Source organism: Phreatobacter sp. (assembly GCF_052440005.1).
In the GTDB taxonomy this organism is placed as follows: Bacteria; Pseudomonadota; Alphaproteobacteria; order Rhizobiales; family Phreatobacteraceae; genus Phreatobacter.
In genome coordinates this window covers 13,521-37,906 of the sequence record NZ_JBQVQL010000043.1, presented here as the reverse complement: position 1 = coordinate 37,906, position 24,386 = coordinate 13,521, and the positions used below count along the sequence as shown (strand labels likewise).

Annotated in this window: 25 protein-coding genes; 13 read left to right on the top strand and 12 right to left on the bottom strand. The window is 68.5% G+C overall.

The genetic code is table 11. The annotated features are described in order from the left end of the window. Together ACT6XY_RS12305 and ACT6XY_RS12300 are read left to right on the top strand one after the other, a co-directional pair. The coding region (locus ACT6XY_RS12305; protein ID WP_444748608.1) for a hypothetical protein at nucleotides 1–262 on the top strand (262 nt) is incomplete at its 5' end. Next, nucleotides 259–429 carry a hypothetical protein gene (locus tag ACT6XY_RS12300; protein WP_444748607.1) on the top strand — a complete coding sequence of 57 codons (171 nt, stop codon included), beginning with the start codon at nucleotides 259–261 and terminating at the stop codon, nucleotides 427–429. The genes ACT6XY_RS12305 and ACT6XY_RS12300, both read left to right, overlap by 4 nt. Nucleotides 430–1,241: 812 nt before the next feature. Here ACT6XY_RS12300 and ACT6XY_RS12295 read toward each other — a convergent pair. Beyond that, on the bottom strand, nucleotides 1,242–1,754 hold the full coding sequence (locus ACT6XY_RS12295; protein ID WP_444748606.1) for a GNAT family N-acetyltransferase: 513 nt from the start codon (nucleotides 1,752–1,754) through the stop codon (nucleotides 1,242–1,244). Nucleotides 1,755–1,936: 182 nt separating this feature from the next. Here ACT6XY_RS12295 and ACT6XY_RS12290 point away from each other — a divergent pair, with 182 nt between their 5' ends. Beyond that, a complete protein-coding gene (locus tag ACT6XY_RS12290; RefSeq protein ID WP_444748605.1) occupies nucleotides 1,937–3,265 on the top strand; it encodes an MFS transporter in 1,329 nt (442 codons plus the stop codon). A gap of 4 nt (nucleotides 3,266–3,269) precedes the next feature. Here ACT6XY_RS12290 and ACT6XY_RS12285 read toward each other — a convergent pair whose 3' ends face one another. After that, a complete protein-coding gene (locus ACT6XY_RS12285) occupies nucleotides 3,270–3,746 on the bottom strand; it encodes an NUDIX domain-containing protein (RefSeq protein WP_444748604.1) in 477 nt (158 codons plus the stop codon). Between the two features lie 173 nt (nucleotides 3,747–3,919). Here ACT6XY_RS12285 and ACT6XY_RS12280 point away from each other — a divergent pair, with 173 nt between their 5' ends. Both ACT6XY_RS12280 and ACT6XY_RS12275 read left to right on the top strand, forming a co-directional pair. Further along, entirely contained in the window at nucleotides 3,920–4,042 is a 123-nt protein-coding gene (locus ACT6XY_RS12280; RefSeq protein ID WP_281260346.1) for a hypothetical protein, read from the top strand. Between the two features lie 74 nt (nucleotides 4,043–4,116). Further along, complete coding sequence (locus tag ACT6XY_RS12275; RefSeq protein ID WP_444748603.1) at nucleotides 4,117–4,965, top strand: metallophosphoesterase family protein; 849 nt, start codon at nucleotides 4,117–4,119, stop codon at nucleotides 4,963–4,965. Between the two features lie 66 nt (nucleotides 4,966–5,031). On the opposite strand, the gene fliJ is transcribed toward ACT6XY_RS12275, so the two are convergent. Beyond that, the gene (gene fliJ, locus ACT6XY_RS12270) at nucleotides 5,032–5,451 is read right to left on the bottom strand and encodes a flagellar export protein FliJ (protein WP_106749041.1); all 420 of its coding nucleotides are present in this window, start codon (nucleotides 5,449–5,451) and stop codon (nucleotides 5,032–5,034) included. Between the two features lie 205 nt (nucleotides 5,452–5,656). Further along, entirely contained in the window at nucleotides 5,657–6,973 is a 1,317-nt protein-coding gene (gene fliI / locus ACT6XY_RS12265) for a flagellar protein export ATPase FliI (protein WP_444748602.1), read from the bottom strand. 714 nt (nucleotides 6,974–7,687) lie between these two features. Here fliI and ctrA point away from each other — a divergent pair. Next, nucleotides 7,688–8,389 (top strand): response regulator transcription factor CtrA, encoded by a 702-nt coding sequence (gene ctrA, locus ACT6XY_RS12260; RefSeq protein ID WP_106751014.1) that lies wholly within the window; start codon nucleotides 7,688–7,690, stop codon nucleotides 8,387–8,389. A 174-nt stretch (nucleotides 8,390–8,563) separates the two neighbouring features. Here the strand turns inward: ctrA and ACT6XY_RS12255 are convergent, their stop codons facing one another. Beyond that, the gene (locus ACT6XY_RS12255; RefSeq protein ID WP_444748601.1) at nucleotides 8,564–9,073 is read right to left on the bottom strand and encodes a DUF2867 domain-containing protein; all 510 of its coding nucleotides are present in this window, start codon (nucleotides 9,071–9,073) and stop codon (nucleotides 8,564–8,566) included. 186 nt (nucleotides 9,074–9,259) lie between these two features. Here ACT6XY_RS12255 and ACT6XY_RS12250 point away from each other — a divergent pair, with 186 nt between their 5' ends. After that, entirely contained in the window at nucleotides 9,260–9,658 is a 399-nt protein-coding gene (locus ACT6XY_RS12250) for a PaaI family thioesterase (protein WP_444748600.1), read from the top strand. A 3-nt stretch (nucleotides 9,659–9,661) separates the two neighbouring features. Here ACT6XY_RS12250 and ACT6XY_RS12245 read toward each other — a convergent pair whose 3' ends face one another. Then, nucleotides 9,662–10,144 carry a cupin domain-containing protein gene (locus tag ACT6XY_RS12245; RefSeq protein WP_444748599.1) on the bottom strand — a complete coding sequence of 161 codons (483 nt, stop codon included), beginning with the start codon at nucleotides 10,142–10,144 and terminating at the stop codon, nucleotides 9,662–9,664. A 232-nt stretch (nucleotides 10,145–10,376) separates the two neighbouring features. Here ACT6XY_RS12245 and cysK point away from each other — a divergent pair, with 232 nt between their 5' ends. Then, nucleotides 10,377–11,354 (top strand): cysteine synthase A, encoded by a 978-nt coding sequence (gene cysK / locus ACT6XY_RS12240; RefSeq protein ID WP_444748598.1) that lies wholly within the window; start codon nucleotides 10,377–10,379, stop codon nucleotides 11,352–11,354. Nucleotides 11,355–11,373: 19 nt separating this feature from the next. Here the strand turns inward: cysK and ACT6XY_RS12235 are convergent, their stop codons facing one another. Beyond that, nucleotides 11,374–12,003: a hypothetical protein gene (locus tag ACT6XY_RS12235; RefSeq protein ID WP_444748597.1), complete on the bottom strand. Its 630-nt coding sequence runs from the start codon at nucleotides 12,001–12,003 to the stop codon at nucleotides 11,374–11,376. Between the two features lie 75 nt (nucleotides 12,004–12,078). Continuing rightward, nucleotides 12,079–13,986 carry a propionyl-CoA synthetase gene (locus ACT6XY_RS12230; protein ID WP_444748596.1) on the bottom strand — a complete coding sequence of 636 codons (1,908 nt, stop codon included), beginning with the start codon at nucleotides 13,984–13,986 and terminating at the stop codon, nucleotides 12,079–12,081. A 323-nt stretch (nucleotides 13,987–14,309) separates the two neighbouring features. Between ACT6XY_RS12230 and ACT6XY_RS12225 the strand changes: the two genes are divergently transcribed. The 3 genes from ACT6XY_RS12225 (at nucleotide 14,310) to ACT6XY_RS12215 (ending at nucleotide 16,703) form a co-directional block, all read left to right on the top strand. After that, on the top strand, nucleotides 14,310–16,016 hold the full coding sequence (locus tag ACT6XY_RS12225; RefSeq protein ID WP_444748595.1) for a methyl-accepting chemotaxis protein: 1,707 nt from the start codon (nucleotides 14,310–14,312) through the stop codon (nucleotides 16,014–16,016). Nucleotides 16,017–16,114: 98 nt separating this feature from the next. Continuing rightward, nucleotides 16,115–16,468: a BrnT family toxin gene (locus tag ACT6XY_RS12220; protein ID WP_444748594.1), complete on the top strand. Its 354-nt coding sequence runs from the start codon at nucleotides 16,115–16,117 to the stop codon at nucleotides 16,466–16,468. Further along, the gene (locus tag ACT6XY_RS12215) at nucleotides 16,413–16,703 is read left to right on the top strand and encodes a BrnA antitoxin family protein (protein WP_444748593.1); all 291 of its coding nucleotides are present in this window, start codon (nucleotides 16,413–16,415) and stop codon (nucleotides 16,701–16,703) included. The genes ACT6XY_RS12220 and ACT6XY_RS12215 overlap by 56 nt, the downstream gene beginning before the upstream one ends. A 7-nt stretch (nucleotides 16,704–16,710) precedes the next feature. Here the strand turns inward: ACT6XY_RS12215 and ACT6XY_RS12210 are convergent, their stop codons facing one another. Further along, nucleotides 16,711–18,360 carry an FAD-binding dehydrogenase gene (locus tag ACT6XY_RS12210; protein ID WP_444748592.1) on the bottom strand — a complete coding sequence of 550 codons (1,650 nt, stop codon included), beginning with the start codon at nucleotides 18,358–18,360 and terminating at the stop codon, nucleotides 16,711–16,713. A gap of 109 nt (nucleotides 18,361–18,469) precedes the next feature. Beyond that, nucleotides 18,470–19,531, bottom strand: a complete 1,062-nt coding sequence (locus tag ACT6XY_RS12205; protein ID WP_444748591.1) for a cyclase family protein — start codon at nucleotides 19,529–19,531, stop codon at nucleotides 18,470–18,472. 197 nt (nucleotides 19,532–19,728) lie between these two features. On the opposite strand from ACT6XY_RS12205, the gene ACT6XY_RS12200 reads away from it, so the two are divergent. After that, on the top strand, nucleotides 19,729–20,778 hold the full coding sequence (locus tag ACT6XY_RS12200) for a CobW family GTP-binding protein (protein ID WP_444748590.1): 1,050 nt from the start codon (nucleotides 19,729–19,731) through the stop codon (nucleotides 20,776–20,778). Between the two features lie 6 nt (nucleotides 20,779–20,784). Here the strand turns inward: ACT6XY_RS12200 and ACT6XY_RS12195 are convergent, their stop codons facing one another. Continuing rightward, nucleotides 20,785–22,407, bottom strand: a complete 1,623-nt coding sequence (locus ACT6XY_RS12195; RefSeq protein ID WP_444748589.1) for an acyl-CoA synthetase — start codon at nucleotides 22,405–22,407, stop codon at nucleotides 20,785–20,787. A gap of 389 nt (nucleotides 22,408–22,796) precedes the next feature. Between ACT6XY_RS12195 and ACT6XY_RS12190 the strand changes: the two genes are divergently transcribed. Next, the gene (locus ACT6XY_RS12190; RefSeq protein ID WP_444748588.1) at nucleotides 22,797–23,495 is read left to right on the top strand and encodes an outer membrane protein; all 699 of its coding nucleotides are present in this window, start codon (nucleotides 22,797–22,799) and stop codon (nucleotides 23,493–23,495) included. Between the two features lie 82 nt (nucleotides 23,496–23,577). On the opposite strand, the gene ACT6XY_RS12185 is transcribed toward ACT6XY_RS12190, so the two are convergent. Next, on the bottom strand, nucleotides 23,578–24,330 hold the full coding sequence (locus ACT6XY_RS12185) for a sulfite exporter TauE/SafE family protein (protein WP_444748587.1): 753 nt from the start codon (nucleotides 24,328–24,330) through the stop codon (nucleotides 23,578–23,580). Between the last annotated feature and the right edge of the window lie 56 nt (nucleotides 24,331–24,386).

Below are 24,386 nucleotides of genomic sequence, written 5' to 3'. Positions count from 1 at the left end.
CCAGGGCGACGGCGGGCAGGCCGAGCAGGGCCGTCAGAAAGGTGCGACGCAGCAACATGGATCGTCTCCGGGGCTGAAAAAGGCGCCCGTGGCCGGGCGGGCCGACAGGGTGGTCGCCACCGTGGCGCGTGGCAATCCCCTCCCCCATACCGCCGCCGGCGCCGGGTGGTGCCCCGGCGGGCGATCCCGCCTGCAAAAGGAACTCCGGGCAGCGCAGGCCGTTGTGTCAATGGCTGAGGGAAAATGGAGGAAACAACAATGACCAATCCGAACCAGCAAAACCCCAACCAGGGCGGCCAGAAGGATCAGGGCCAGGGTCAGGGCTCCGAGCGCGGCGGCCAGCAGCAGCAGCAGGGCGGCCAGAAAAGCCAGCAGGGCGGGCAGCAGAACGAGCAGGGCCAGCGCACCGACAAGGGCCAGGGCATGTGAGCCCGGCGGGCGGCCATGACGTCGCCGATCGAACATCAGAATCCGCCGTCACCCCGCGGGTGGCGGCGGATTTCTTATGACCGGGGCCGATATTCGGGGCCGGTGGTTTCAAAGGAGAACACGATGAACAGACGAAACCTCTTCGCCGCACTGGCGGCGGCGGTCACCGTCGCGGCCGCGGCTGGTCCGGCCATGGCCCAGGGTCGCGGCTGGGGCCCGGACGGCATGGGCCCGCCCGGCCAGCGCCGTCGCGGCTGGGATTCCGGTCGGCCCGGATTCGGCCCCGGTTGGCGCGGTGGCCCGCCTCCCGGACGGGGCTGGCGCCGCCGTGGACCGCCCCCCGGCCGCGGCGGGCGGCGTCGCCGCTGGGATTGATCGCCCGGCCTGAATGACGGCTCACCCTCCCCTCGCTTCGGCGGCGGGAGGGTGAATGCGTTCAGGGCCCCCATCGTCTGGCACCCGTGGTCGGATGGAAGACGGCGCGGGCTCGGCCGACTGACGCCAGACCGCGGCTCGGTACCTCACCGGTCCACCCGGCGCCCTGGTTCCGACTTTGCGCGACGCCATAGCCTCCCTCCCCGCGCAGTTGGGAGGGTAAAGGTGGAGCATTGAGTCCCGCCGCGCTCCTTGAGCGGGAACAACAGTCTCCGCCCATTCCGTCAGGTCTCCCAATGCAGGCCCCACCCGCTCCCTCCCCTCGCTGGCGCGACGAGAGGGGCCTTCCACGTCCCGGGTTTCGTAGCAGATCGAGCCAGGCTCGCCGGCTGGACCAGGGTGTAAGCCGGGTGTGAGTGTTGCCGATCGCCGCGGCCTCAGGCCGGAACGCGGCCGCCGCGTACCCGGCCGGCCACGCCGTCGAAGGCGCCCGGCACCAGTTCCGCCACCAGCAGGCGCCCGGGATCGACCGGCCCCGGCAGGGCGAGCCGCCCCGGCTGGACGACGACGAAACCGAAGCGCTCATAATACGGCGCATCCCCTACGAGCATGATGAGGCGGTGTCCCTCGCGCCCGGCGGTCTCCATGGCGCGCCGCATCAGGGCGGCTCCGATCCCCTTGCCCTGGAAGGCGGGGTCAATGGTGATGGGTCCGAGCAGCACCGCCGCCACGCCGCGGCCGATCTCCACCGGCGACAGGCGGATCGAGCCTACGAGCAGCGTACCGACGCGGGCCGTGAAACAGAGCGAATGATAGGGGTCGATCCCCTCGCGCAGGCGAAAGGCGGTGCGCGCGAAGCGGCCGGGGCCGAAGGCGCGTTCGTGCAGCCGCTCGATGGCGGCGTGGTCGGAGGGTGTCTCGAGGGCGAGGTCGAGCGACAGGTCGGGCATGGAGCAGGCGTCCAACGGCAGGAGGCGAACGAAATCCGGGGCTTCAGGCAATCATGCCGGCCGTCGTCGTCGCTCGATCCGCGGAATTTCTCTGCCCATGGCATGGCGCTTAGCATGGAGCAGGCGGCCCGTCACCCTCCCGCGCCTGCAACGGCGCCCCGCCGTCCGTCGCGGCGCTTTTCATGGCAAGCTTCGCCCGGCACCGAACCGTCTCACCCGCCTGCCCGGGCAGTGTCGTGGCGGTTCGAGGGGTGGACGGCATGGACGGCGGGACGAAACGCGGCTTTTTTGGCTGGACGGTGGTCTGGGCCGCCTTCACGCTCGCCGTCTGCGGGTGGGGGCTCGGCTTCTACGGGCCGCCCATCTATCTCCACGTCATCCACCAGACGCGCGGCTGGCCGCTGGGTCTCGTCGCAGCCGCCATCACCGTCCACTACCTCGCAGGCGCGCTCACCGTCGCCAACCTGCCGGGCCTCCATGCCCGCTGGGGCCTTTCCCGCGTGACCCGGGCAGGCGCCCTCGCGCTCGGCCTCGGCATCGTCGGCTGGAGCCTCGCCGCAGCGCCTTGGCAACTCTTCCTCGTTGCCCTCGTCAGCGGCCTCGGCTGGGCGACGCTGGGCGCCGCGGCCGTCAACGCCATCGTCGCTCCCTGGTTCGGGCGCGGCCGCCCGGCCGCGCTCGCCTGGGCCTATAACGGGGCCAGCGTCGGCGGCATCCTCATGTCGCCGCTCTGGGTCCTCGCCATCCAGGCCGTCGGGTTCCCTCTCGCCGCCATGGCCATCGCGGCGGTGGTGATCGCCGTGCTCTGGGTCCTCTCCGGCCGCGTGCTCGTCCACTCGCCGGCCTCCCTCGGACAGGCCCCGGACGGCGACGGGGCCGCCGCGGCGGAGGCCGCCGCCACCGCGCCCGACCATGCCGCCCTGCCAGCCTCAGCGCTCTGGCGCGACCGGCGGTTCCGTACCCTCGCCGCGGCAACGGCTCTCGGCCTCTTCGCCCAGGCGGGCCTCCTCGCCCACCTCTTCTCCCTCATCGTCCCGGCCCTGGGCGAAGTCCGGGCTGGCATCGCCATGGCGGCCTCGACCCTCGCCGCCGTCGCCGGGCGCACTGTCCTCGCCGCCGTGATGCCGCGGGACGCCGACCGCCGGCTCATCGCCGCGGCGAGCTACGCGGTGCAGGTCGCCGGCTGCGGTGCGCTCCTCCTGTCGCACGGCACCGAACCCTGGCTGATCTGGACCGGCGTCGCCCTTTTCGGCCTCGGCATCGGCAATCTCGTCTACCTGCCGCCGCTCATCGCCCAGACCGAGTTCGCCCGGGTGGACGTGCCGCGCGTCGTGGCGCTGACGGTGGCCCTGGGCCAGGGGCTCTATGCCTTTGCGCCCGCGACCTTCGGGCTGGTGCGGGAGGCGGCTCCCGCCGGCACGGCTCCGGGCGACGCGCCCTTCGTCCACGGCCTCGCCGCGCTGGTCTTCCTCGCCGCCATCGCCATGCTGCTGGCGGGACGCAGGGCCTGATCCCTTACCAGTACGGGCTGCGCGGCCGCCCCTCGAACAGTTCCGCGATGCGCTCGCGCGTGCCGCGGGTGACGCCGTCAGGCAGGGCGTCCCGCGGGAAGAAGGCGGCCTCCAGGATCTCCCGCGTCGGCACGAAGGGGGACGTCTGCTCGAAAGCCGCGACACGGAACAGCACCACATGGTCGCGCGGCGATGTCAGGGCGTTGAGATAGAGGCCGCAGAAGACCGGAGCGCCAGTCATGGCGACGTGGGCTTCCTCGCGCAGTTCGACGGCGAGAGCCTCCTCCACCGTCTGCCCCGTCTCCACCCCGCCGCCGGGGAAGTGCCAGCCGGGCGTGTAGCTGTGGCGGACGAGCAGGATACGGCCTTCGGCGTCGACCACGCAGCCGCGCACGCCGAGCGTCATGCCGCGGGAGAAGCGCCAGTAGAGGTGCATGAGGGGGGAGAGCCAGGCGCGCCGTTCGGGACTGAGCAGCATCATCGGCGCCTCTCATCACTGTCGCGAATGAAACATTGCGGATTCATGAAGGACCGCGATCAAAAATGCATGGCAGGCTGTGCGGCTGTGTCACTACCGAATTTCGCCCAACGAGCCTATTTCAGCATCATGTTGCGCTGCACACTTGAGCAGCGCGCCCAATTCAGGAGCTTTCCATGCTCATTTCCCTCCTCACCTCGCTGTTGAAGCGTCGCCCGACGTTCCACTGGCAGCCCTCCCTCGAGATCCGTGACGGCGCCACGGCCGCAGCCCTCGGCATCTGGTACGCCCGCAGCTGAACGGCCGCACCGGGCCCCGGCCCGGTGACCGGACGGCTGGACAGGCACCGCATGCCTCACGCATAGGGTGAGGCATGTTCCGCCTCGCCCATCTCTCCGATCCGCATATCGGCCCGCTGCCGGTGCCCGGCTGGCGGGCGCTGATGAACAAGCGCCTGACCGGCTACCTCAACTGGCAGCGCAACCGGGCGGCCCATCACCGCATGGACATCCTCGACCGGCTGCTGGACGACGTCGTCCGCGCGGAGGTCGACCATGTCGCGGTGACCGGCGATCTCATCAATCTCGGTCTCGCCGACGAATACAAGAGTGCCCGTGCCCTGCTGTGGCGCATCGGCCCGCCGGAGCGCGTCAGCTTCGTCCCCGGCAACCATGACGCCTACATGCGCCAGACGGTGCCGGGCATCGTCCACCACTGGCGCCCCTGGTTCCTCGGCGACGGCGTCGCGGAGACCGATGGCGGTTACGCCTTCCCCTTCACGCGGGTGCGCGGGTCGGTCGCCCTCGTCGGCGTCAACAGCGGCGTGCCGACGGGTCCCTTCCTCGCCACCGGCTTCCTGGGGCAAAGGCAGATCGCCGCCCTCGCGGACGAACTGGAGGCGCTGGGACGGCAGGGCCTCGCCCGCCTCGTCCTCATTCATCATCCGCCCTTCGACATCGGCTTCCAGAAGCGCCTCGGCGACCACCGCGAACTCGCGGCCATGCTGGCGAGGGTCGGCGCCGAGGCGGTCCTCCACGGCCATACCCACAAGGGCACGCTGAAGCAGCTGAACGGTCCGTCGGGACCCATCCCGGTGATCGGCGTGCCTTCCGCCTCAGCCGCCCCAGGCGGACGGGCCGAACCCGCCGCCTGGAACCTCGTCACCGTCACCGGGGAACCCGGCGCGTGGCAGGTCGCGGTGGAGCGGCGTCCCGTCGCCTGACCCTGCGGACACGCGAAAGGCGCGGCTTTCACCGCGCCTTGCGCAAACCCGCCATATCCCGCCGCTTCAGGCGCCGAGATAGGCGCCACGTCTGGAAAGACCGATGCGGTCCATTTCCGCCTGCTCGCGCACCGCGTCGGCGGCACGGTCGCGGGCGCTCTCGCGCTCGTCGAGGATTTCGACCTTCTTCAGCTCCTCGAAGGCCTCGGCGAGCGCCGCCTTGGCGTCGTCGAGCTGGCCCTTGAGTTCGCCGGCCGAGCCCATGAGGTTGTCGCGCCGCTGGCGCGCCGCCTTGGCATAGGTCGGATAGGCGTAGTGCGCCGGGTCATGCACATTGGCCCGGGTCTGCTCGGCGACGATCTCGCGGTCGAGCTCGTTCGCCATGCGCTCGAACTCGGCGATCATCATCTCGATCTGCGCCACCTGGCGGCGCTTTTCGTCGACCTGAAAGCGCTTCAGGCGGATCAACGTCTCTCGCGACTTCATCGACTCGTACTCCCAGAAGTCCCCTTATTCCGCGGAACACACACACGCCCCACGGTCGTCCACGGCAGCCGCACCGCGCCCGCCTTACCCCTAATGAAGACTGAAGCTAGGCCCACGAGGTTGAGATTCCGTTTCCGGAAAGCACGATTCATGGTAAACGATCGTTCATAAGTCGCGCCATTCATTGGGGAATTTCCCCAGCGACTCATGCCCCCGCGCCCTCCAGGATCTCGGCGAGCCGGCGATAGCCGTCTCGGCTCGCCGCATTCTCGTCCTTGCGCTGCCCGAGGAAGGCCTCGAGCGCCGGCTGCAGGCGGATCGCCTCGTCGACCTCGGCCGAGGAGCCCTGCCGATAGGCGCCCAGCCGGATCAGTTCCTCCATGTCCGCATAGGTCGCGAGCGTGCGCTTGGCCTTCTGGATCACCGGCCAGTATTCCGGGTCGGCCGAGCGCGGCATGGTGCGTGACACGCTCTTCAGCACGTTGATGGCAGGGTAGCGCCCCCGCTCGGCGATCGAGCGCTCCATGACGATGTGCCCGTCGAGGATGCCGCGCACCGCGTCGGCCACCGGCTCGTTGTGGTCATCGCCGTCCACCAGCACGGTGAAGATGGCGGTGATGGCCCCTTCGCCGGGGCCGGGGCCGGCGCGCTCCAGGAGCCGCGGCAGTTCGGAGAACACGGTGGGCGTATAGCCCTTGGCGGTCGGCGGCTCGCCGGCGGAGAGGCCGATCTCGCGCTGGGCCATGGCGAAGCGCGTCACCGAGTCCATCATCAGCATCACCTGCTTGTCCATGTCGCGGAAATATTCGGCGATGGACAGGGTGAGATACGCCGCCTGCTTACGCATCAGCGCCGGCTCGTCGGAGGTTGCGACCACCACGACCGACCGGGCGAGGCCCTCCTCGCCGAGGTCCTCCTGCAGGAACTCCTGAACCTCGCGGCCGCGCTCGCCGACCAGCCCGATCACCGAGACGTCGGCGTCGACGTTGCGGGCGATCATCGACAGCAGCACGGACTTGCCGACGCCGGAGCCGGCGAAGATGCCCATGCGCTGCCCGCGGCAGCAGGTGAGGAAGGTGTTGAGCGCCCTCACCCCGAGGTCGAGCGGGGCGCCGACGCGGCGGCGCGCATGGGCGGCCGGCGGATCGGCGCGAAACGGCATGGGGAAGCCGCCCTGCGGCAGCGGCCCCTTGCCGTCGATGGGCTCTCCGAGGGCATTGACCACCCGGCCGAGCCAACCCTGACAGGGCCTGACCGCTGCGGGGGCGAGCGACACCATGGCCTTGCAGCCGCGCCTGACACCCTCGAGCCCGGCGAAGGGCATGAGCAGCGCCTGGTCGCCGGCAAATCCCACGACCTCACAGGGGATCGGCCGCGCTCCGGTCTCCACGGTGACGCGCGCGCCCACCGACATGGCGTGGATCGGGCCTGCCGCCTCGATCATCAGGCCGCGCACGCCCGAGACGCGGCCGTAGATGGAGACGGAATCGATGTCGGCGATGTGGTCGGCGAGGGCGCGCATGCGTGAGGAATCCGTGACGGGCCCCCACATTCCCGCCGTCATGGTCAATGAAGGGTTAACGCCGGTCCCGGAGTAAACGCGATGCGGCAGATTTTGCCGGCCTGATGCCGCCCTGCGACAGCCTGTCTCGCGAATTGCGAGGACCACCCGGCAATCTTTACCGCCCGTTAACCATGCGCCCGGTAGAACCTGCCCATCGACGGCGCCCATCCCTTCCCCGGGAAGCTGTCGTTTGGGACCTCGAGCCGCCGCGACAGGCCCCCGAAACCGCCGAAGTTTAACGATCACGGGCCAATGCGAGTCAAAGTAAAGGCAACCGGCGCCCGCATTGTGCCCTATCGGGTAACCCTTCCTTAACCCGCCCCGTTAATGATCCCTATCAGCCGATTAAAGGCATCCGCGGCCACCGGGGGTTCATTTGGAACGACCCACGATGGACCCTGGTCGCGGAATGGCAGGAACCGGACTCGACGAGACGGCCGAAATGGTCGATTCGGCAGTGGGTTGGAGTGAGTCGCAGAAATATTTTGCGAGGACTCTTGCCCCTGCGAATCACAGTTTGTTAACCATTAGGGCGTAACGTCGAATCAGTGAACGGGGACGGATCCCAAGCGCCCTCCGCGCGGCGGCGGAGGCACGGGATCGCTTTGCCGAGCGGCTGTTTCGTCATGTGTGACGGAATGGCCGGTTTTGGGTCAGCGGAAGGGGATGGGCATGCGCGTTCTGTTGATCGAAGATGACAGCGCCACCGCGAAGAGCATCGAGCTGATGCTCAAGTCCGAGAGCTTCAACGTCTACACGACGGACCTGGGCGAGGAAGGTATCGACCTCGGCAAGCTCTACGACTACGATATCATTCTTCTTGACCTCAACCTTCCCGACATGTCGGGTTATGAAGTGCTCAAGTCGCTTCGGGTCGCCAAGGTCAAGACTCCCATCCTGATCCTGTCCGGCCTCGCCGGCATCGAGGACAAGGTGCGCGGCCTCGGCTTCGGCGCCGACGACTACCTGACCAAGCCCTTCCACAAGGACGAGCTGGTCGCCCGCATCCACGCCATCGTCCGCCGCTCCAAGGGCCATGCCCAGTCGGTCATCACGACCGGCGACCTCCTGGTCAACCTGGACCAGAAGACGGTCGAGGTCTCCGGCCAGCGCGTCCACCTGACCGGCAAGGAGTACCAGATGCTGGAGCTCCTCTCGCTGCGCAAGGGCACGACCCTCACCAAGGAAATGTTCCTCAACCACCTCTATGGCGGCATGGACGAGCCGGAGCTGAAGATCATCGACGTCTTCATCTGCAAGCTGCGCAAGAAGCTCGCCAACGCCTCCGACGGCAAGAACTACATCGAGACGGTCTGGGGCCGCGGCTATGTGCTGCGCGAGCCCAACGAGGCCGAGGAGCGCATCCCCGCCTGACCCGGAGCGGCGCAACAATTTCGCCGCAACCGCGTCACAAGCCCGTCACGACGGGCTGGCACACAGAACACCAATAGTCTGGCGAGTACGGATGAAATGCCGCCAGGCGACGAGGGCCCCGCCGGGAAACCGCGCGGGGCTTTTTGTTGCCCGCCGTAGCTCTCGCCGATCCGCCTAGATCCTGCCGGCGCGGATGGCCCGGCCGATCAGCCAGCGCATGCCGGCGCGGTGGAACGGCACGATGGCCTTCAGGTAGAGCCGTCCGAACAGGTTGTGCGCGTTGCAGACGGTCGAGACGGCGACCGTCTCCCGATCCCGCAACACCGACAGCCTGAAATCCATGTGGCCGTTGTCGCGGCCGGCGATCAGCTCGGTCTCGGACAGGTGGAACGTCGGCCAGACGCCGATGACGTCGCCCACCCGATAGCTGCTGCGCGGCACGGCGCCGCGGATGTCTGCAGCGCTCGGCGCCGCGAGCCCGACGCGGCGCGCAACCGCGTTGCGCATGATCAGCACGCGCTTCATCCACGGGGGATGGTGACCGAGGATGGCATGGAACAGGTCGGTCACGTTGGCGTCGATGCGCGACAGCGGCGCACGGAAACTGTCCCAATAGTCGGCCGAGGCGAGGCGCTCAGGCTCCATCACGCTGTCGCGGGGAAAGGCATCTGCCACCACGGTCATGGAGCCCCCTGTCACGTGGCGCGCATCACCCGGGCCTGACAAGGAGGGCGCAGCGTCAGTGTGAGGGCGATCAGGGCGAACCTCAACCGGCGTCTTCCTTTCGTGACCCGACCGCCATGACCTCCGACGTCATTGACCCGCTGCACGGTCCCCGCCAGCCTTTCGCCCTCTCCAGGAGGCCGCCACATGTCACCCCTCGACCGCCTCGCCGCCCATCCCCTGCCCTTCGCCATCCTGATGGGCGTGACCTTCACCGCGGCAGCCGCCGACGAGGTGGTGGCGCAGATGTCCGTCCGCGACGATCTCTGCACGGCGGGCGCGACCGTCCACGGCGGGGCCCTCATGGCTCTCGCCGACACCGTCGGGGCGGCGGCGACCTTCCTGAACCTGCCGGCGGGCGCCAAGGGCACGACGACGATCGAGAGCAAGACCAATTTCGTCGCCGCTGCCCCGGCGGGCGAGGTCCTCACCGCCACCGCCACCCCGGTGCACCGCGGCGGCCGAACCCAGGTCTGGCAGACGCGCATCACCCGCGGCGATGGACGGCTCGTCGCCCTGGTCACGCAAACGCAGATGGTGCTCTAGCCGTCAGTAGGGCGTGCCGTCCTTGCGGGTGAAGACCCAGCGGCCGTCCGGTCCCAGCCTGGCGGCAATGTCGTCGTCCGGATAGGTCGCGACATCCGCGGGACTGCGGTCCCCGACCTCCAGATAGGTCGCCTCCGCCGCCGAGCGGTTGATCAGGTGGTGGGCGGTCCCGCCCTTGGGGAACCCGGCGCACATGCCCGCCGCGAGCACGGTCTCGCCCGTGTCGGTGACGAGGACGAGTTCACCGGCGAGCACGAAGACGAATTCATCCTGGGTCGTATGCCGGTGGTGGAGCGCCGAGACCGCGCCCGGGGCGATCGTCGTCAGGTTGACCCCGAAATTCGTCAGCCCGAACAGGTCTCCGAGCTGCCGCTTCGTTCGGCCCGCCATGCGCGATGCGAATGGTTCGGGATAGTTCGACGGCCTGGTACGCGGTGGAACATCGGCGGCGCGGACCGCGTTCGCCCGAGATTGCTGGTCGCTCATCGAAGGACCCTCCCGCCGGTCAATGTGGCGCCCGCCGTCCGAGACGTCGACGGGCGGCGAAGAAGACCACCCATGCCGGAGACGGACGTGCTCCGCCACTGCCATGAGGCGGGAAGATCGTTCGCCGCTGACCCAAACTAAGGAACGAACGTCCTTATTTCCTTAGTTTTCGGACCGATCGTAGAATTTCCTTCCCAGCAGGACTAGATTTCCGGCAGCAAAGGAGCGTTTCATGACCGCCCACGTCTCGCCCGACAAGACCCGCAAACCCGGCCGCGGGCGCATCTACGCCTCCATCACCGAGACCGTCGGCGACACGCCGCTCGTCCGCCTCGACCGGCTGGCCAAGGCCCACGGCGCCGGGGCGACCATCCTCGCCAAGCTGGAGTTCTTCAACCCCATCGCCTCGGTGAAGGACCGCATCGGCGTCGCCATGATCGACGCCCTCGAGGCCGCGGGGAAGATCACCCCGGACACGGTGCTCATCGAGCCGACCTCCGGCAACACCGGCATCGCCCTTGCCTTCGTCGCCGCGGCCCGCGGCATCCGCCTCGTTCTGGTGATGCCCGAGACCATGTCCGTGGAGCGTCGCAAGATGCTCGCCCTCCTCGGCGCGGAACTGGTGCTGACCGAAGGTCCCAAGGGCATGAAGGGCGCCGTCGCCAAGGCCGAGGAGCTGGCGGCCGAGAACCCCAACGCCATCATCCCCCAGCAGTTCAAGAACCCGGCCAATCCGGAGATCCACCGCCACACCACCGCCGAGGAGATCTGGAACGACACGGCGGGCGCGGTGGACATCTTCGTCTCCGGCGTCGGCACCGGCGGCACCATCACCGGCGTCGGCCAGGTTCTGAAGGGCCGCAAGCCCGCGGTGAAGATCGTCGCCGTCGAACCGACGGATTCGCCCGTCCTCTCCGGCGGTGCGCCGGGCCCGCACAAGATCCAGGGCATCGGCGCCGGCTTCGTGCCCGACATCCTCGACCGCGCCGTCATCGACGAGGTGGTGCAGGTCTCGAACGACCAGGCCTTCGCGCTGGCCCGCGAGCTCGCCCGCACCGAGGGCATCCCGACGGGCATCTCCGCCGGCGCCGCCGTCCACGCGGCGTTGGACCTCGGCAAGCGGCCCGAGAACGCCGGCAAGACCATCGTGGTGATCATCCCGAGCTTCGCCGAGCGCTACCTCTCCACCGCGCTGTTCGAGGGGCTCTGATCCCGCCCTGCCCGGCCGACTATTCGGTCGGCAGGCCGAAGGGCAGCGAGTCCACGGCGCCGCCTGGCGGCAGGATCTGTTCCAGCCGCCAGCGGCCATGGGCCGCCTGCACCATGCGGAACACCACGGGCGACCGGTAGGCCTGCAGCGGGACGGAGAATTCCACCTTGCCGTCGGTGAGCTGGATGCGGTTGCCGAGTCGCGGCATGTTGGCAGGCGACATGTCCTCCGGCATTCCCGCGAGATTGAGCGGCATGAGGTCGAGCCGCCGCGCCACGGTCATGGCATGGGCGAAGATGAAGCTGATGTCCGTCTGGTCCATCTGGCTGGGGGCGGGAATCATCTCGGCCGCATGCATGTAGGCGCTGGAGGCCGGCACCCGCGCGACCCGGCTGAGGTCGAACCGTCCGAGATGCGTATAGAAGGCCGTCTGGCTCACCGGCGTCAGCACCCAGAAGGCGGTGACGTAGTCGCCGCGGCGGTAAGCGGTCAGGAAGGTGCGCAGCGCCGATTCCGGCGTCTTCAGGTCGAGGCGGTCATAGGCGAGGCTGCCGCTCGGCGGCACGGGCCGAGACGTCGCCTGCCCCGCGGCGGGGGCGGCGGCGAACAGGACGGCTGCCGTGACCGCGCCGCGCAGAGACCACCGCATGCAACCCTCCGATTCGAAATACCATCGAAAGTGCAGCAGCCACCCGCCTTTGTCATCTGCTCCGATGCCGCGCCCTCAGCGCCTGTCCTTCAGCGCCTCCTCGATCTCGGCCAGGACTGCGGGATCATCGATCGTCGCCGGCATCGACCATTCGCCGCCGTCGGCGATCTTCTTCATCGTACCGCGCAGGATTTTGCCCGACCGCGTCTTCGGCAGCCGCGACACGGCGATGGCGAGCTTGAAGGCGGCGACAGGGCCGATCTTCTCGCGCACCAGCGCGACGAGTTCCTTCTCCACCTCGTCCGGCCGCTTGTTGACGCCCGCCTTCAGCACCACGAAGCCGCAGGGCACCTCGCCCTTGAGCTGGTCGGCCATGCCGATGACGGCGCATTCGGCGACGTCCGGATGGGAGGAGAGCACCTCCTCCATGCCGCCGGTGGACAGGCGGTGGCCGGCGACGTTGATGATGTCGTCGGTGCGACCCATGATGTAGAGGTAGCCATCGTCGTCGACGAAGCCCGCATCCGAGGTCGAGTAAAAGCCCGGGAACTGGGCGAGGTAGCTCTCGCGGAAACGGTCGTCCTGCTGCCACAGCGTCGGGAAGGATCCGGGCGGCAGCGGCAGCTTCACCACGATGGAGCCCATGGTGTTGGCGGGAAGGTCGTGCCCGCCCTCGTCGACGATGCGCACGTCGTAGCCCGGCATGGGAACCGTGGGCGAGCCCGGCTTCACCGGCAGCGCGCCGAGCCCGACGGGGTTGCCGACGATGCACCAGCCCGTCTCCGTCTGCCACCAGTGGTCGATGACCGGCACGCCGAGGATTTTCTCCGCCCAGAGCACGGTGTCGGGATCGGCCCGCTCGCCCGCGAGGAAAAGGGTACGGAACGTCGGCAGCTGGTAGCGCTTGAGGTGCTCGGCGTTCGGGTCCTCCTTCTTGATGGCGCGGAAGGCCGTCGGCGCCGTGAACAGGGCGTTGACCCCGTGCTCGGCGATCACCCGCCAGTAGGCGCCGGGATCCGGCGTGCCGACCGGCTTGCCCTCGTAGAGGATGGACGTGACGCCGGCGATCAGCGGCGCGTAGACGATGTAGGAATGGCCGACGACCCAGCCTACGTCGGACGCCGCCCAGAACACGTCGCCCGGCCGCATGCCGTAGAGGTTCTCCATCGACCAGGCGAGGGCCACCATGTGCCCGCCGTTGTCGCGCACCACGCCCTTCGGCTTGCCCGTGGTGCCTGACGTGTAGAGCACGTAGAGCGGATCGGTGGCGGCCACCGGCACGCAGTCCGCCTGCCGGCCGGCGGCCCGCGCATGGGCGACGAGCCCGGCCCAGTCGTGGTCGCGGCCTGGCACCAGCGAGGCATCCGCCTGCGGTCGCTGCAGGATCACGCAGGCTTGCGGCTTGGCGACGGAGAGGTCGATGGCGCCGTCGAGCAGCGGCTTGTAGGCGACGATCTTCGAACCCTCGATGCCGCAGGAGGCGGAGACGATGACCTTGGGGTGGCAGTCGTCGATGCGGGTGGCGAGCTCCTTTGCCGCGAAGCCGCCGAAGACCACCGAATGGATGGCGCCGATGCGGGCGCAGGCAAGCATGGCGATCGCCGCGTCCGGCACCATCGGCATGTAGACGATGACCCGGTCGCCCTTCTCGACGCCGAGGTCCTGCAGCACCGCGGCGAAGGTCGCCACCTCCTCCTTCAGTGCGGCATAGGTGATGCGGCGCTGGGTGCCCGCGACCGGTGAATCATAGATGATCGCGGCCTGGTCGGGCCGGGATGCCGCGTGGCGGTCCACGGCGTTGTGGCAGCTGTTGCACACGCCGCCGACGAACCAGCGGCCATAGGCGCCCTGGGCCGGATCGAACACGGTCTGCGGCGGCGTCACCCAGTCGATGGCCTTCGCCTGTTCACCCCAGAAGCCGGTCGGATCGGCCTTCCAGGCGGCATAGACCTCGCCGTAGCGGGAGGGGGATCGGGCATCCATGGGGCATCTCCTCGCCTCGGGGCGACCTTGCCCGGACTTTTGAGTCCGGTGGCCGCTGTTGTCTCGGGGGCTCGCGCATTTGCCACCGCCGGGGCGGGGGACGCAACTGGCCTTCCCCCGGACGAGGGATACAGGCGGCGGCAGACTTTCGTCTGACGGCGGCGCGCCCTAGCGGAACGGGGCGGCTACCGCAGAGTCAAGGCGATTGCAGAATCCAGCCATGCAACCGCGGGATACCGCAACGCACCATTCCGTATGGAAACGTTAACCCTGCCGGCTTCATGTCTCACAAGTCGTCTCATCTGCGCCACAGGGCCACTTTCATGTCGATACTCGGACGTTTCAGCATCTCGGCCAAAGTTCTCGGCCTGGTTTTGTCACTCAATGTAATTACCCTCGTCATCGGGGCGATCGGCTACTACGCCGTCGAAGAGTTGCAGACGGAAAGCGCCCGCGCGGCGACCGTCTCCAGCCGCGCCTTCGATGCCGTCGTGGTGAACCGCGGCCTCGCCGCCCTGTCGCGCGCCCAGTTCCTCATCGCCACTGACCCGAAGCGCGAGACCATCGCTGCCAATGCCGCGATCGTCGAGGAAGACCTGAAGGCGATCCAGACCCGCCTCGTCTCGCTCCGGCAGGCCCAGCACCCGGCCATCCTGGCATCCCTCGCCAAGGTCGAGGCGGCGCTGCAGAAATACCTGCCCATGGTGCAGCAGACCATGGCGCTCGCCGCCCGCGTGACCGGCATGCCCACCCTGGAGCAGCAGGACGATATCGCCCGCTCGGCGCTCGCCTCGGCGGAGGCCTACATGGCCGCGCGGGTCGCCCTGCGTGAACTCACCCAGCTGCAGCAGGCCCGCGCCGAGGAGACCTCCAAGAGCGCCTACGCGATGGCTGACCAGATGCAGCTCATTCTCATCGGCTTCGCCGTCGGCGCCCTCGTCCTCGGCGTCGCCTTCGGCATTCTGATCGGCCGCATGGGCATCTCCTCGCCGATCCGCCAGCTCACCACGTGCCTCGACGACCTCGCCAACGCGCGGTTCGAGGTCGCCATTCCCGGCACACAGCGCAAGGACGAGGTCGGCGACATCGCCCGTGCCGCCGAGACCTTCAAGGCCAACGGCCTCGAGGCGATCCACCTGCGCCAGGAGCAGGAGGCGGCCAAGGCCCGCAACGAGCGCGAGCAGAAGGAGCTGATGCACCGCATGGCCGATGATTTCGACCGCGCCGTCGGCGGCATCGTCACCCACGTCTCCTCCGCCTCGGCGCAGCTGAAGGGCGCGGCCCAGACCCTGTCCAACGCCGCCGAGGAGGCCTCCGGCCAGGCCGGCGCCGTGGCCGCGGCCTCGGAAGAGGCATCCACCAACGTGCAGACGGTGGCCTCCGCCACGGAGGAGCTCTCCGCCTCGGTCCGCGAGATCGGCAGCCGCGTCGAGCAGTCCGCCTCCATGGCCAACCAGGCGGTCGCCAAGGCCGACTCCTCGGCCCAGATGATCCAGGAACTCGCCGCCAAGTCGCAGAAGATCGGCGAGATCGTCGAGCTCATCAACAACATCGCCTCGCAGACCAACCTCCTCGCCCTCAACGCCACCATCGAGGCCGCACGGGCGGGCGAGGCCGGCAAGGGCTTCGCCGTGGTCGCCGCCGAGGTGAAGAGCCTCGCCGACCAGACGGCCAAGGCGACCACCGAGATCGCCTCGCAGATCAGTGGCATCCAGCAGGCCACCGGCCAGTCCGCCGAGGCGATGAACGGCATCGCCAGCGTCATCCGCGAGATCAGCGCGGTCTCGGCCAGCATCGCCAGCGCGGTGGAGGAGCAGAACGCCGCCACCCAGGAGATCGCTCGCAACGTCCAGCAGGCCTCCGCCGGCACCGGTGAGGTCTCCACCAACATCGTCGGCGTCTCCCACGCGGTCTCGGAGACCGGGGCGGCGGCAAGCCAGGTCCTCTCGGCGGCTGACACCCTGTCGGCCCAGGCCGGAGCGCTGAAGGTCGAGCTCGACAAATTCCTGTCGACCGTCCGCGCCGCCTGATCCCGAGGCCCTGACGACGCTGAAAGGCCCTCCCCCCCGCGGGAGGGCCTTTTGCGTGGGAGGCACCGCACCCGGGGGCAAGCGGCCCACATTGGCCGATGTACAGTTTAAGTGTACACTCAGCTCATGGATCGCAGGGTCGGGGCGATCGTCACGCGATGGATTTTGAGTGGGATGAGCACAAGCGACAGAGCGTTCTCCTCGCACGCAGGGTCGATCTTCTCTATGCGGCTCTGATCTTCGAAGGGCCGGTGCTGACGCGCGTCGATGACCGGCAGCCTTACGGGGAGGCCCGCTGGATTTCCATTGGCCTCGTTGCCGACGAATGTTTCCTCGTGGTGCATACCGAGCGGGACGGGCGCACGAGGCTCATCACAGCCTGGAAAGGAGGACGCCATGACCGGCACATCTATGAAGCGCGCATCTCTGGCCGAGATCCGCCGCATGAATGAATCCGGGCAACTGGCCCATGACCCCGGGGCGCCGGAAGGCGAGGAACTCGGAGCGGACTTCTGGCAGGCCGCCGCCGTCGAACAGCCGCCGCGGCGGCGCTCGGTTCATCTGAAGCTCGACGCCGACGTCTTCGAGTTCTTTCGGCAGGAAGCCGGCGGGCGCGGTCACATCACCCGCATGCAGGACGTGCTCAGGGCCTATGCGAAAGCGCGGCGGGCCGCCGGCGTCCGTTAGACGCATCCTACCCCACCGCCTTCGCGATCGCCCGCCCCGCCGAACGTCCCGAGAACAGGCAGCCGCCGAGGAACGTGCCCTCCAGAGCGCGATAGCCGTGGACCCCTCCCCCGCCGAAGCCCGCCACCTCGCCGGCGGCATAGACGTTGCCGAGCGGCGTCCCCGCCTCGGTGAGCACCCGGCCGTCGAGGTCGGTCTGCAGGCCGCCGAGGGTCTTGCGGGTGAGGATGTTGAGTTTCACCGCGATCAACGGTCCGTTCTTCGGGTCGAGGATCTTGTGGGGCGAGGCCGTGCGCATCAGCTTGTCGCCGCGATAGCCGCGCATGCCGCGGATGGCGATGACCTGCATGTCCTTGGCGAAGGGGTTGTCGATCTCGCGGTCACGCGCCGCGATCTCCCGCTCCAGCGCCTCCGGGTCGATGAGGTCGGTGCCCACCAGGGCGTTCATCCGCCGGCCGAGGGCGCGGATGTCCGTGCCGACGATGAAGTCGGCACCCTTTTCCATGAAGGCCTGCACCGGCGGCGGCAGGCCCTTGCCGAGGCGCGACAGGATGCCGGCGATCGACTTGTTGGTGAGATCCGGGTTCTGCTCCGATCCTGAGAGCGCGAACTCCTTCTTGATGATGGCGCGCGAGAGCACGAACCACGAATAGCCGTGGCCGGTCTTTACGATGTGCTCGAGGCTGGAGAGCGTGTCGAAACCGGGGAAGTTCGGGGCCGGCAGACGCCTGCCCGTCGCGTCGAGCCAGGCGGAGGAAGGCCCGGGCAGGATGCGGATGCCGTGATGCGGCCAGATCGGATCGTAATTCCGGATGCCCTCGACGTAGTGCCACATGCGGTCGCGGTTCACGATGCGCCCGCCGGCGGCTTCCGTGATCAACTGCATCCGCCCGTCGACATGGGCGGGCACGCCCGAGACGAGGAAGGCCGGCAGCGTGCCGAGGCGGGCGGGCCAGTTCCGGCGAATGAGGTCGAAGTTGCCGCCGATCCCGCCTGACGTGACGAGGATCGCCTGTGCCCGCAGCGCGAAGGAGCCGACCGGCTCGCGCGAGCTTTCGGCCCCTCGCGCCGCCGTCGTTGGGGCCAAAATCTCGCCCGCGACGCCATCCGGCACCCCGCCGCTCTTCGTCAACCCATCCACCTTGTGGCGGAACCGGATGTCGACGAGGCCGCGCGCTTGCGCCTCCCGCACCCGCCGCTCGAAGGGCGCGACGACCGCAGGGCCCGTGCCCCAGGTGACGTGGAAGCGCGGCACCGAATTGCCGTGGCCTGTGGCGAGCCCGCCGCCGCGCTCGGCCCATCCGACCAGCGGGAACCAGCGCATGCCCTGGGCGTGGAGCCAGGCGCGCTTCTCGCCGTGAGCGAAGTGGAGATAGGCCTCAGCCCAGCGACGCCCCCATTCGTCCTCCGGACGGTCGAACCCGGCCGACCCCTCCCAGTCCTGCCGGGCGAGGTCGAGGCTGTCGCGGATACCCATGCGCCGCTGCTCGGGACTGTCGACGAAGAACAGACCGCCGAAGGACCAGAAGGCCTGTCCGCCCAGGTTCTGCTCGCCCTCCTGGTCGAGGAGGATCACCCGCCGGCCGGCATCGGCGAGTTCGGCGGTCGCGACGAGGCCGGCGAGCCCCGCCCCCACGACGATGACGTCGGCATCCATGCGTTTCCCCCGTCGCGGTCCCGTCGTCGCCCCCCGGCGATCGCGGCACCGTCATGCAATGACCGCGGCGATCATCACCGCCGCGGCCAGGACACGCAACGGGTGGTCGTCAGGTGAGGGCGATGGGGCCGCCGGGAGACCCGGTCGCGCCCTTGATCGGGATCGGGCACATCACATAGACGAACTGGTACTTGCGATCGGCCAGCAGGCTGTCGAACTGCAGGTTCTCGTGGATGAAGATGCCGTTCTTGGTGATCAGTTCGGCATGCACCGGGAAGGCGAGGTTCCGGTCCGGGTTGGGCACGCATTCGACGCCCCAACTGTCGCCCCCCATGACGACGACCTGCTTCTCGATCAGCCAGCGCGCCACTTCCAGCCCCGGGCCCGGCTCGCCGGACGCGTAGCGCTCGTTGTTGCGCAGCCACAGCGAACCCCAGCCGGTGTGGAAGAACACAGCGTCTCCGGGCTGGATGTCGTTCTCGTTCATGTTCTGCTTGGCGAGCGCCCCCCGCACGTCGGCCATGGTCACCTCCTGGCCGGCGTCCATCATCGCGCCGCGCTGGGCCATGACGTCGATGAGATGGCCACGGGTGAAGATCGGCTTGATGTGCTCGATTCCGAGCTTCTTCACGCCGGTGGAGCCGGCGAGTTCGGACCCGCGCACCCCGTTGTAGTAGATCATGTCGTGGGTATCGCCGTCGCGGCCCGTCTGCAGGCCGATATGGGCCAGCCCGTCGAACTGCGTGCCCGTCTGGCCGATCTCGGTGGCCAGATACTCGTCGTTATAGACGAGCTTGTTGTTGCCGAACGGGCCTCCGGTCGGGTTGCCGGGAATGCGCAGGGTGAAGGCGCGGTCGCCGAACTTCGGCATGGCGGATTCCGACACGCGCCCGATCCGGTGGATCTTGCCGTCGCGGATCCACTTCGCCGCCTCCAGCACCTTGGCCGGGGTGATGTGGTTGGAGGCGCCGGCCTGGTCGTCGGCGCCCCAGCGCGACGGCCACCAGGGCTGGACGGCCGGGGCCTGCGCCTGCGCGGGCGATATGGCGACCTGTGCGACATGCGCCGTGGCCGCAGCGACGACGCCGCCGACCGCCGCCCCCTTCAGGAAGTTGCGGCGTGCGGGCGCCTCGGGATGCTGCGGAAGCTCGTTGGGATCACGCACTGTCATGGGGTTCCTCCGTGCCGATCATTCTGTTGGCGCCCATCTCTCGGGCCGCGGACCCAAGTCTAGTGCAACATCGGCCGATCGACAGACCGCCGAACGGCCAAATAAGCGTCAGCGTTCATGACGTTACTGAATAACGACAGCAATAATGACGCGATTGAGACTTTGCAGTGACGCGCCGCGATCGCTATTCATCACGGATGAGCCTGTTCGATACGGACCGTTCCAGTGAGCGCACGCCGGTTACCCTGGTCACCGGCTTCCTCGGCGCCGGCAAGACGACGCTGATCAACCGCCTTCTGTCGCAGCCCGGCATGGAGCGATCGCTGGTCATCGTCAACGAGTTCGGCAGCATCGCTCTCGACCATCTCTTCATCGAGAGCCGCGACACTGATCTGGTCATGCTGTCGTCGGGGTGCATCTGCTGCACCGTGCGCGGCGACCTCGAACTGACGCTGCGCGACATGGCGGCGCGCCGGCAGGACGGCGATCTGCCGCCATTCGACCGCGTGCTGATCGAGACGACGGGTCTCGCCGACCCCGCCCCCATCGCGGCGCTGTTCTTCAGCCACCCCATGGTGATGCATGATTTCCGGCTGGACCGGATCGTGACCCTGGTCGACGCCGTCAACGGCGCCCGCCAGCTCGACGACCAGGCCGAGGCCACCGCCCAGGTGGCGATCGCCGACATCGTCGTGATGACCAAGACGGACATCGCCCCGGCGGAGGTCGCGGCCGATCTCGATATCCGTCTCCGGCGCCTGGCGCCCGGTGCGCGGCGGGAGCGCGCGCTGGCCGGTGACATCCCGCCGGAGTTCCTGTTCGGCGGCACCGGACACCGCCTCGCCCCCGTCGAGGACACTGCGGCCGCGGGCCATGCTTCCCGCTGCGACGATCCCGCCTGCGACCATCCCGAGCACGGCTCGCGCCATGGCTCAGGCATCCGCGCGGTGACCATCGTCCACGACCGTCCCCTGCCCTGGGACCTGCTGAACTTCTGGTTCCGCGGCGTCAGGGCAACCTGGTCTGACGGCCTCCTGCGCATGAAGGGCCTGCTGGCAGTGGAGGAGGAGCCGGGTCCCCTGGTCGTCCACGGCATCCACGCGACGTTTCATCCGCCCGTCGCCCTGGCGGAATGGCCGGACGAGGACCGGCGCACCCGCATCGTCCTCATCCTGAAGGGCATCGACCCGGCCGAGGTGGTGGCGAGCTTCCACGATGCGGTGAATCGGCCACTCACGGTCCCCTGAAGCCTCTTACGCCCCCTTCGCCATCTCCCGGAGCACGAACTTCTGGATCTTGCCGGTCGACGTCTTCGGCAGCTCGGTGCAGACCACGGTGCGCGGGCACTTGAAGGCCGCGAGGTTCTGCCGGCACCAGGCGATGATCTCCTCGGCCGTCGCGCTCATGCCCGGCTTCAGCTCGACGAAGGCGCAGGGCGTCTCGCCCCATTTGTCGTCGGGCTTGGCGACGACCGCAGCCGCCTGCACCGCCGGGTGCTTGAACAGCACGTCCTCCACCTCGATGGAGGAGATGTTCTCGCCGCCCGAGATGATGATGTCCTTGGAGCGGTCCTTCAGCTGGATGTAGCCGTCGGGATAGAGCACGCCGAGGTCACCGGAATGGAACCAGCCGCCGGCGAAGGCCTCGTCCGAAGCCTTGCGGTTCTTGAGGTACCCCTTCATCACCACGTTGCCGCGCATCATCACCTCGCCGAGGGTGACGCCGTCAGCCGGCACGGGCTCCATGGTCTCGGGGTTCATCACCGTCATGCCTTCGAGGACGGGATAGGGTACGCCCTGCCGCGCCTTCTTCGCCGCATAGTCGGCGCTGTCGAGAGTGTCCCAGTCGCGATTCCAGTCGTTGATGACGGAAGGCCCGTAGGTCTCGGTGAGGCCATAGAGGTGGGTCACGTCGAAGCCCGCCGTCTTCATCGCGGCGAGCACCGCCTCCGGCGGCGGCGCCGCCGCGGTGAAGAAGGACACCGTGCGCCCGATCGCGCGCTTCTCCTCCGCGGGCGCATTGAGCAGCAGGCTCATGACGATGGGAGCCCCGCACAGATGCGTCACGCCGAGGTCGGCGATGGCGTCGTACATGGCCTTCGCGCGCACCCAGCGCAGGCAGACGTGGGTACCCGCCACCGCCGAGATGGACCAGGGGAAGCACCAGCCGTTGCAGTGGAACATCGGCAGCGTCCACAGATAGACCGGGTGCTTGGCCATGCCGCAGGTGACGACGTTGCCGAGCGCCAGCAGATAGGCGCCGCGGTGGTGATAGACGACGCCCTTCGGATTGCCCGTGGTGCCGGATGTGTAGTTGAGGGCGATCGCGTCCCACTCGTCGCCGGGGCGCTGCCAGACATAGGCGGGATCGCCGCCGGCGATGAAGTCCTCGTATTCCACCGTGCCGATGCGCTCGCCCGGACCGTCATATTCGGGATCGTCGTAATCGATGACGAGCGGCTTCACCGTGCAGAGCGCGAGGGCTTCCTTCGCGAGCTTGGAGAACTCGCGGTCGACGATGAAGACCTTGGCCTCGCCGTGGTCGAGGGAAAAGGCGATGATGGGCGCGTCGAGCCGGGTATTGAGGGTGTTCAGCACGCCCCCGCACATCGGGACGCCGTAATGGGCCTCCAGCATGGCCGGCGTGTTGGCGCAGATGACGGCCACCGTGTCGTTCTTGCCCACCCCTGCCCTCTCCAGGGCCGAGGCGAGACGGCGGGCCCGTGCGTAGAACTCGCGATAGCTGCGGCGAATCCGGCCATGGACGATGGCGGGATGCTCGGGGAAGACGCGCGCCGACCGCTCGAGGAAGCTGAGGGGCGTCAGCGGCTGGTAGTTCGCCGGGTTCTTGTCGAGATCGCGGTCGTAGGCGCTCATGGCGGCGTCCTTCATGCAAGGCGTTTCCGCCACCGACGGTAGGCCCCGAGTCGCCGGGGTTCAACGCCCCTCTTCCGGTCCAGGATACCGCTGCCGCACTTGACGCATTTCCGCCATATTCTCAACAGGTTGCACCATGATACCGCCTTCCCCAAGGGCATTTGTTGCACTGCGGCCACAGGCAACGGCGGCGTGGTGGAGCAAGCCCCGGAAGCGTCTCTCATCACCGCCATGGGAGTTGATTTGTAACCATTGCCCTGTATCCCCGGGTCATCGTTCGATCGATGTCGCGGCGAAGGAGGGGGTCTCCGGGGCATCGTGCTGAACGGCATCGAGAGGCATGGCAGTGGCTCGGCCACGGCCGCAATAATGAGACAAGGAACTATCCCATGAAGAAATTCCTCCTTGCGAGCGCCGCTGTCGCCGCTCTCGCCACCGGCGCCCAGGCCGCCGACCTCGGTGCCCCGCGCGCTCCGATCGCCGCCGCCGTCTACGCTCCCGCCTTCTCCTGGACCGGTTTCTACCTCGGTGGCCACGTCGGCTACGGCTGGGCCCAGGCCCGCTACACCAGCCCGGTCGTCGCCAACAACTCGAGCGTCAACGCCAACGGCGTGTTCGGCGGTATCCAGGGCGGCTACAACTGGCAGATGAACCAGTTCGTGTTCGGTCTCGAGGCCGACATCGCTGCCGGCGGCCTGCGTCGCACCTTCGTCAACGGCGCCGACAGCTACCGCGCCTCGGTTCCGTTCCTGTCGACGGTCCGTGCCCGCGCCGGCTTCGCTGCCGACCGCGCCCTCTTCTACGTGACCGGCGGTCTCGGCGTCGCCACCTTCCAGGATCGCTGGAACCTCGGCGGCGTGGTCACCACGGCCTCGTCGACCCGCGCCGGCTACGCCCTCGGCGCTGGTATCGAGTACGCCTTCACCCCGAACTGGACCGCCAAGGCCGAGTACATGTACTACGGCTTCGGCGATCGCCGGAACATCGTGGTCGCTGGCGACCGCGTCCGCACCGACATCCACACGGTGAAGCTCGGCATCAACTACCTGTTCTCGACCGGCCCGTCGGCCGTCGTCGCCCGCTACTGATCTCGGGGTCCGTCAGGACCGATCACGGAAAGGGCCGCCTTCGGGCGGCCCTTTTTCGTTGGCCCTGCCGATGTGGCCCGCGTCAGAGAACCGCCCTCACCCCGCCGGCGAGCAGCACACAGCCGACGATGAAGGTGAGGATGTAGATGATGCGGTAGAACAGGCCCGTCGGCACCCGCCGGACGAGCCAGATGCCGCCCATATTGGCGAGCACCGCCAGCGGGAAGAGCGTCGCGGCGGTGGCGAGATTGCCCACGGTCAGCTGGCCCAGTGCGATGAAGGGGGTCACCTTGACGAGGTTGACCGCCGCGAAAAACAGCGCCGCCGACCCCACGAAGACGTCGCGCGGCAGGCCTCGCGGCATGGCGTACATGTTGAAGGGCGGTCCGCCCACGTGAATGACGAAGCTCGTGTAGCCGCAGAGGGTGCCGAGGATGGTCCCCGACGGCCAGTTCTGCGGTCGCCCGTCCCCGGACGGGGGCGGACGCAGCCAGCGGTCGAGACAGAAGGCGACGGCGATCACCCCGACGATGATGCGCACGGCCGGCTCCGACACATGGGAGGCGAAGAGATAGCCGGCGACGATGCCTGCAAAGGCGCCCGGCGCGAGGTGGAGCAGCGTCGCCGGATCCCAGGTGCGCCGGTAGCTCCAGACGGTCACCACATCCTGCACCATTAGCACCGGCAGCATGATCGCCGCCGCCTGGATGGGTGAAATCGCCAGCGACAGGAGCGGCATCGACAGGATGGCGACGCCGCCGAAGCCGCCCTTGGACAGGCCGTAGAGAATCACCGCCGGCACGGCGACGACATAGAAGAACGGATCGCTGATCATGGGGCCTGACTGGCTGGGGACGCCGCGGGCGCGGCGACCGAGCCCCTAACACCCGT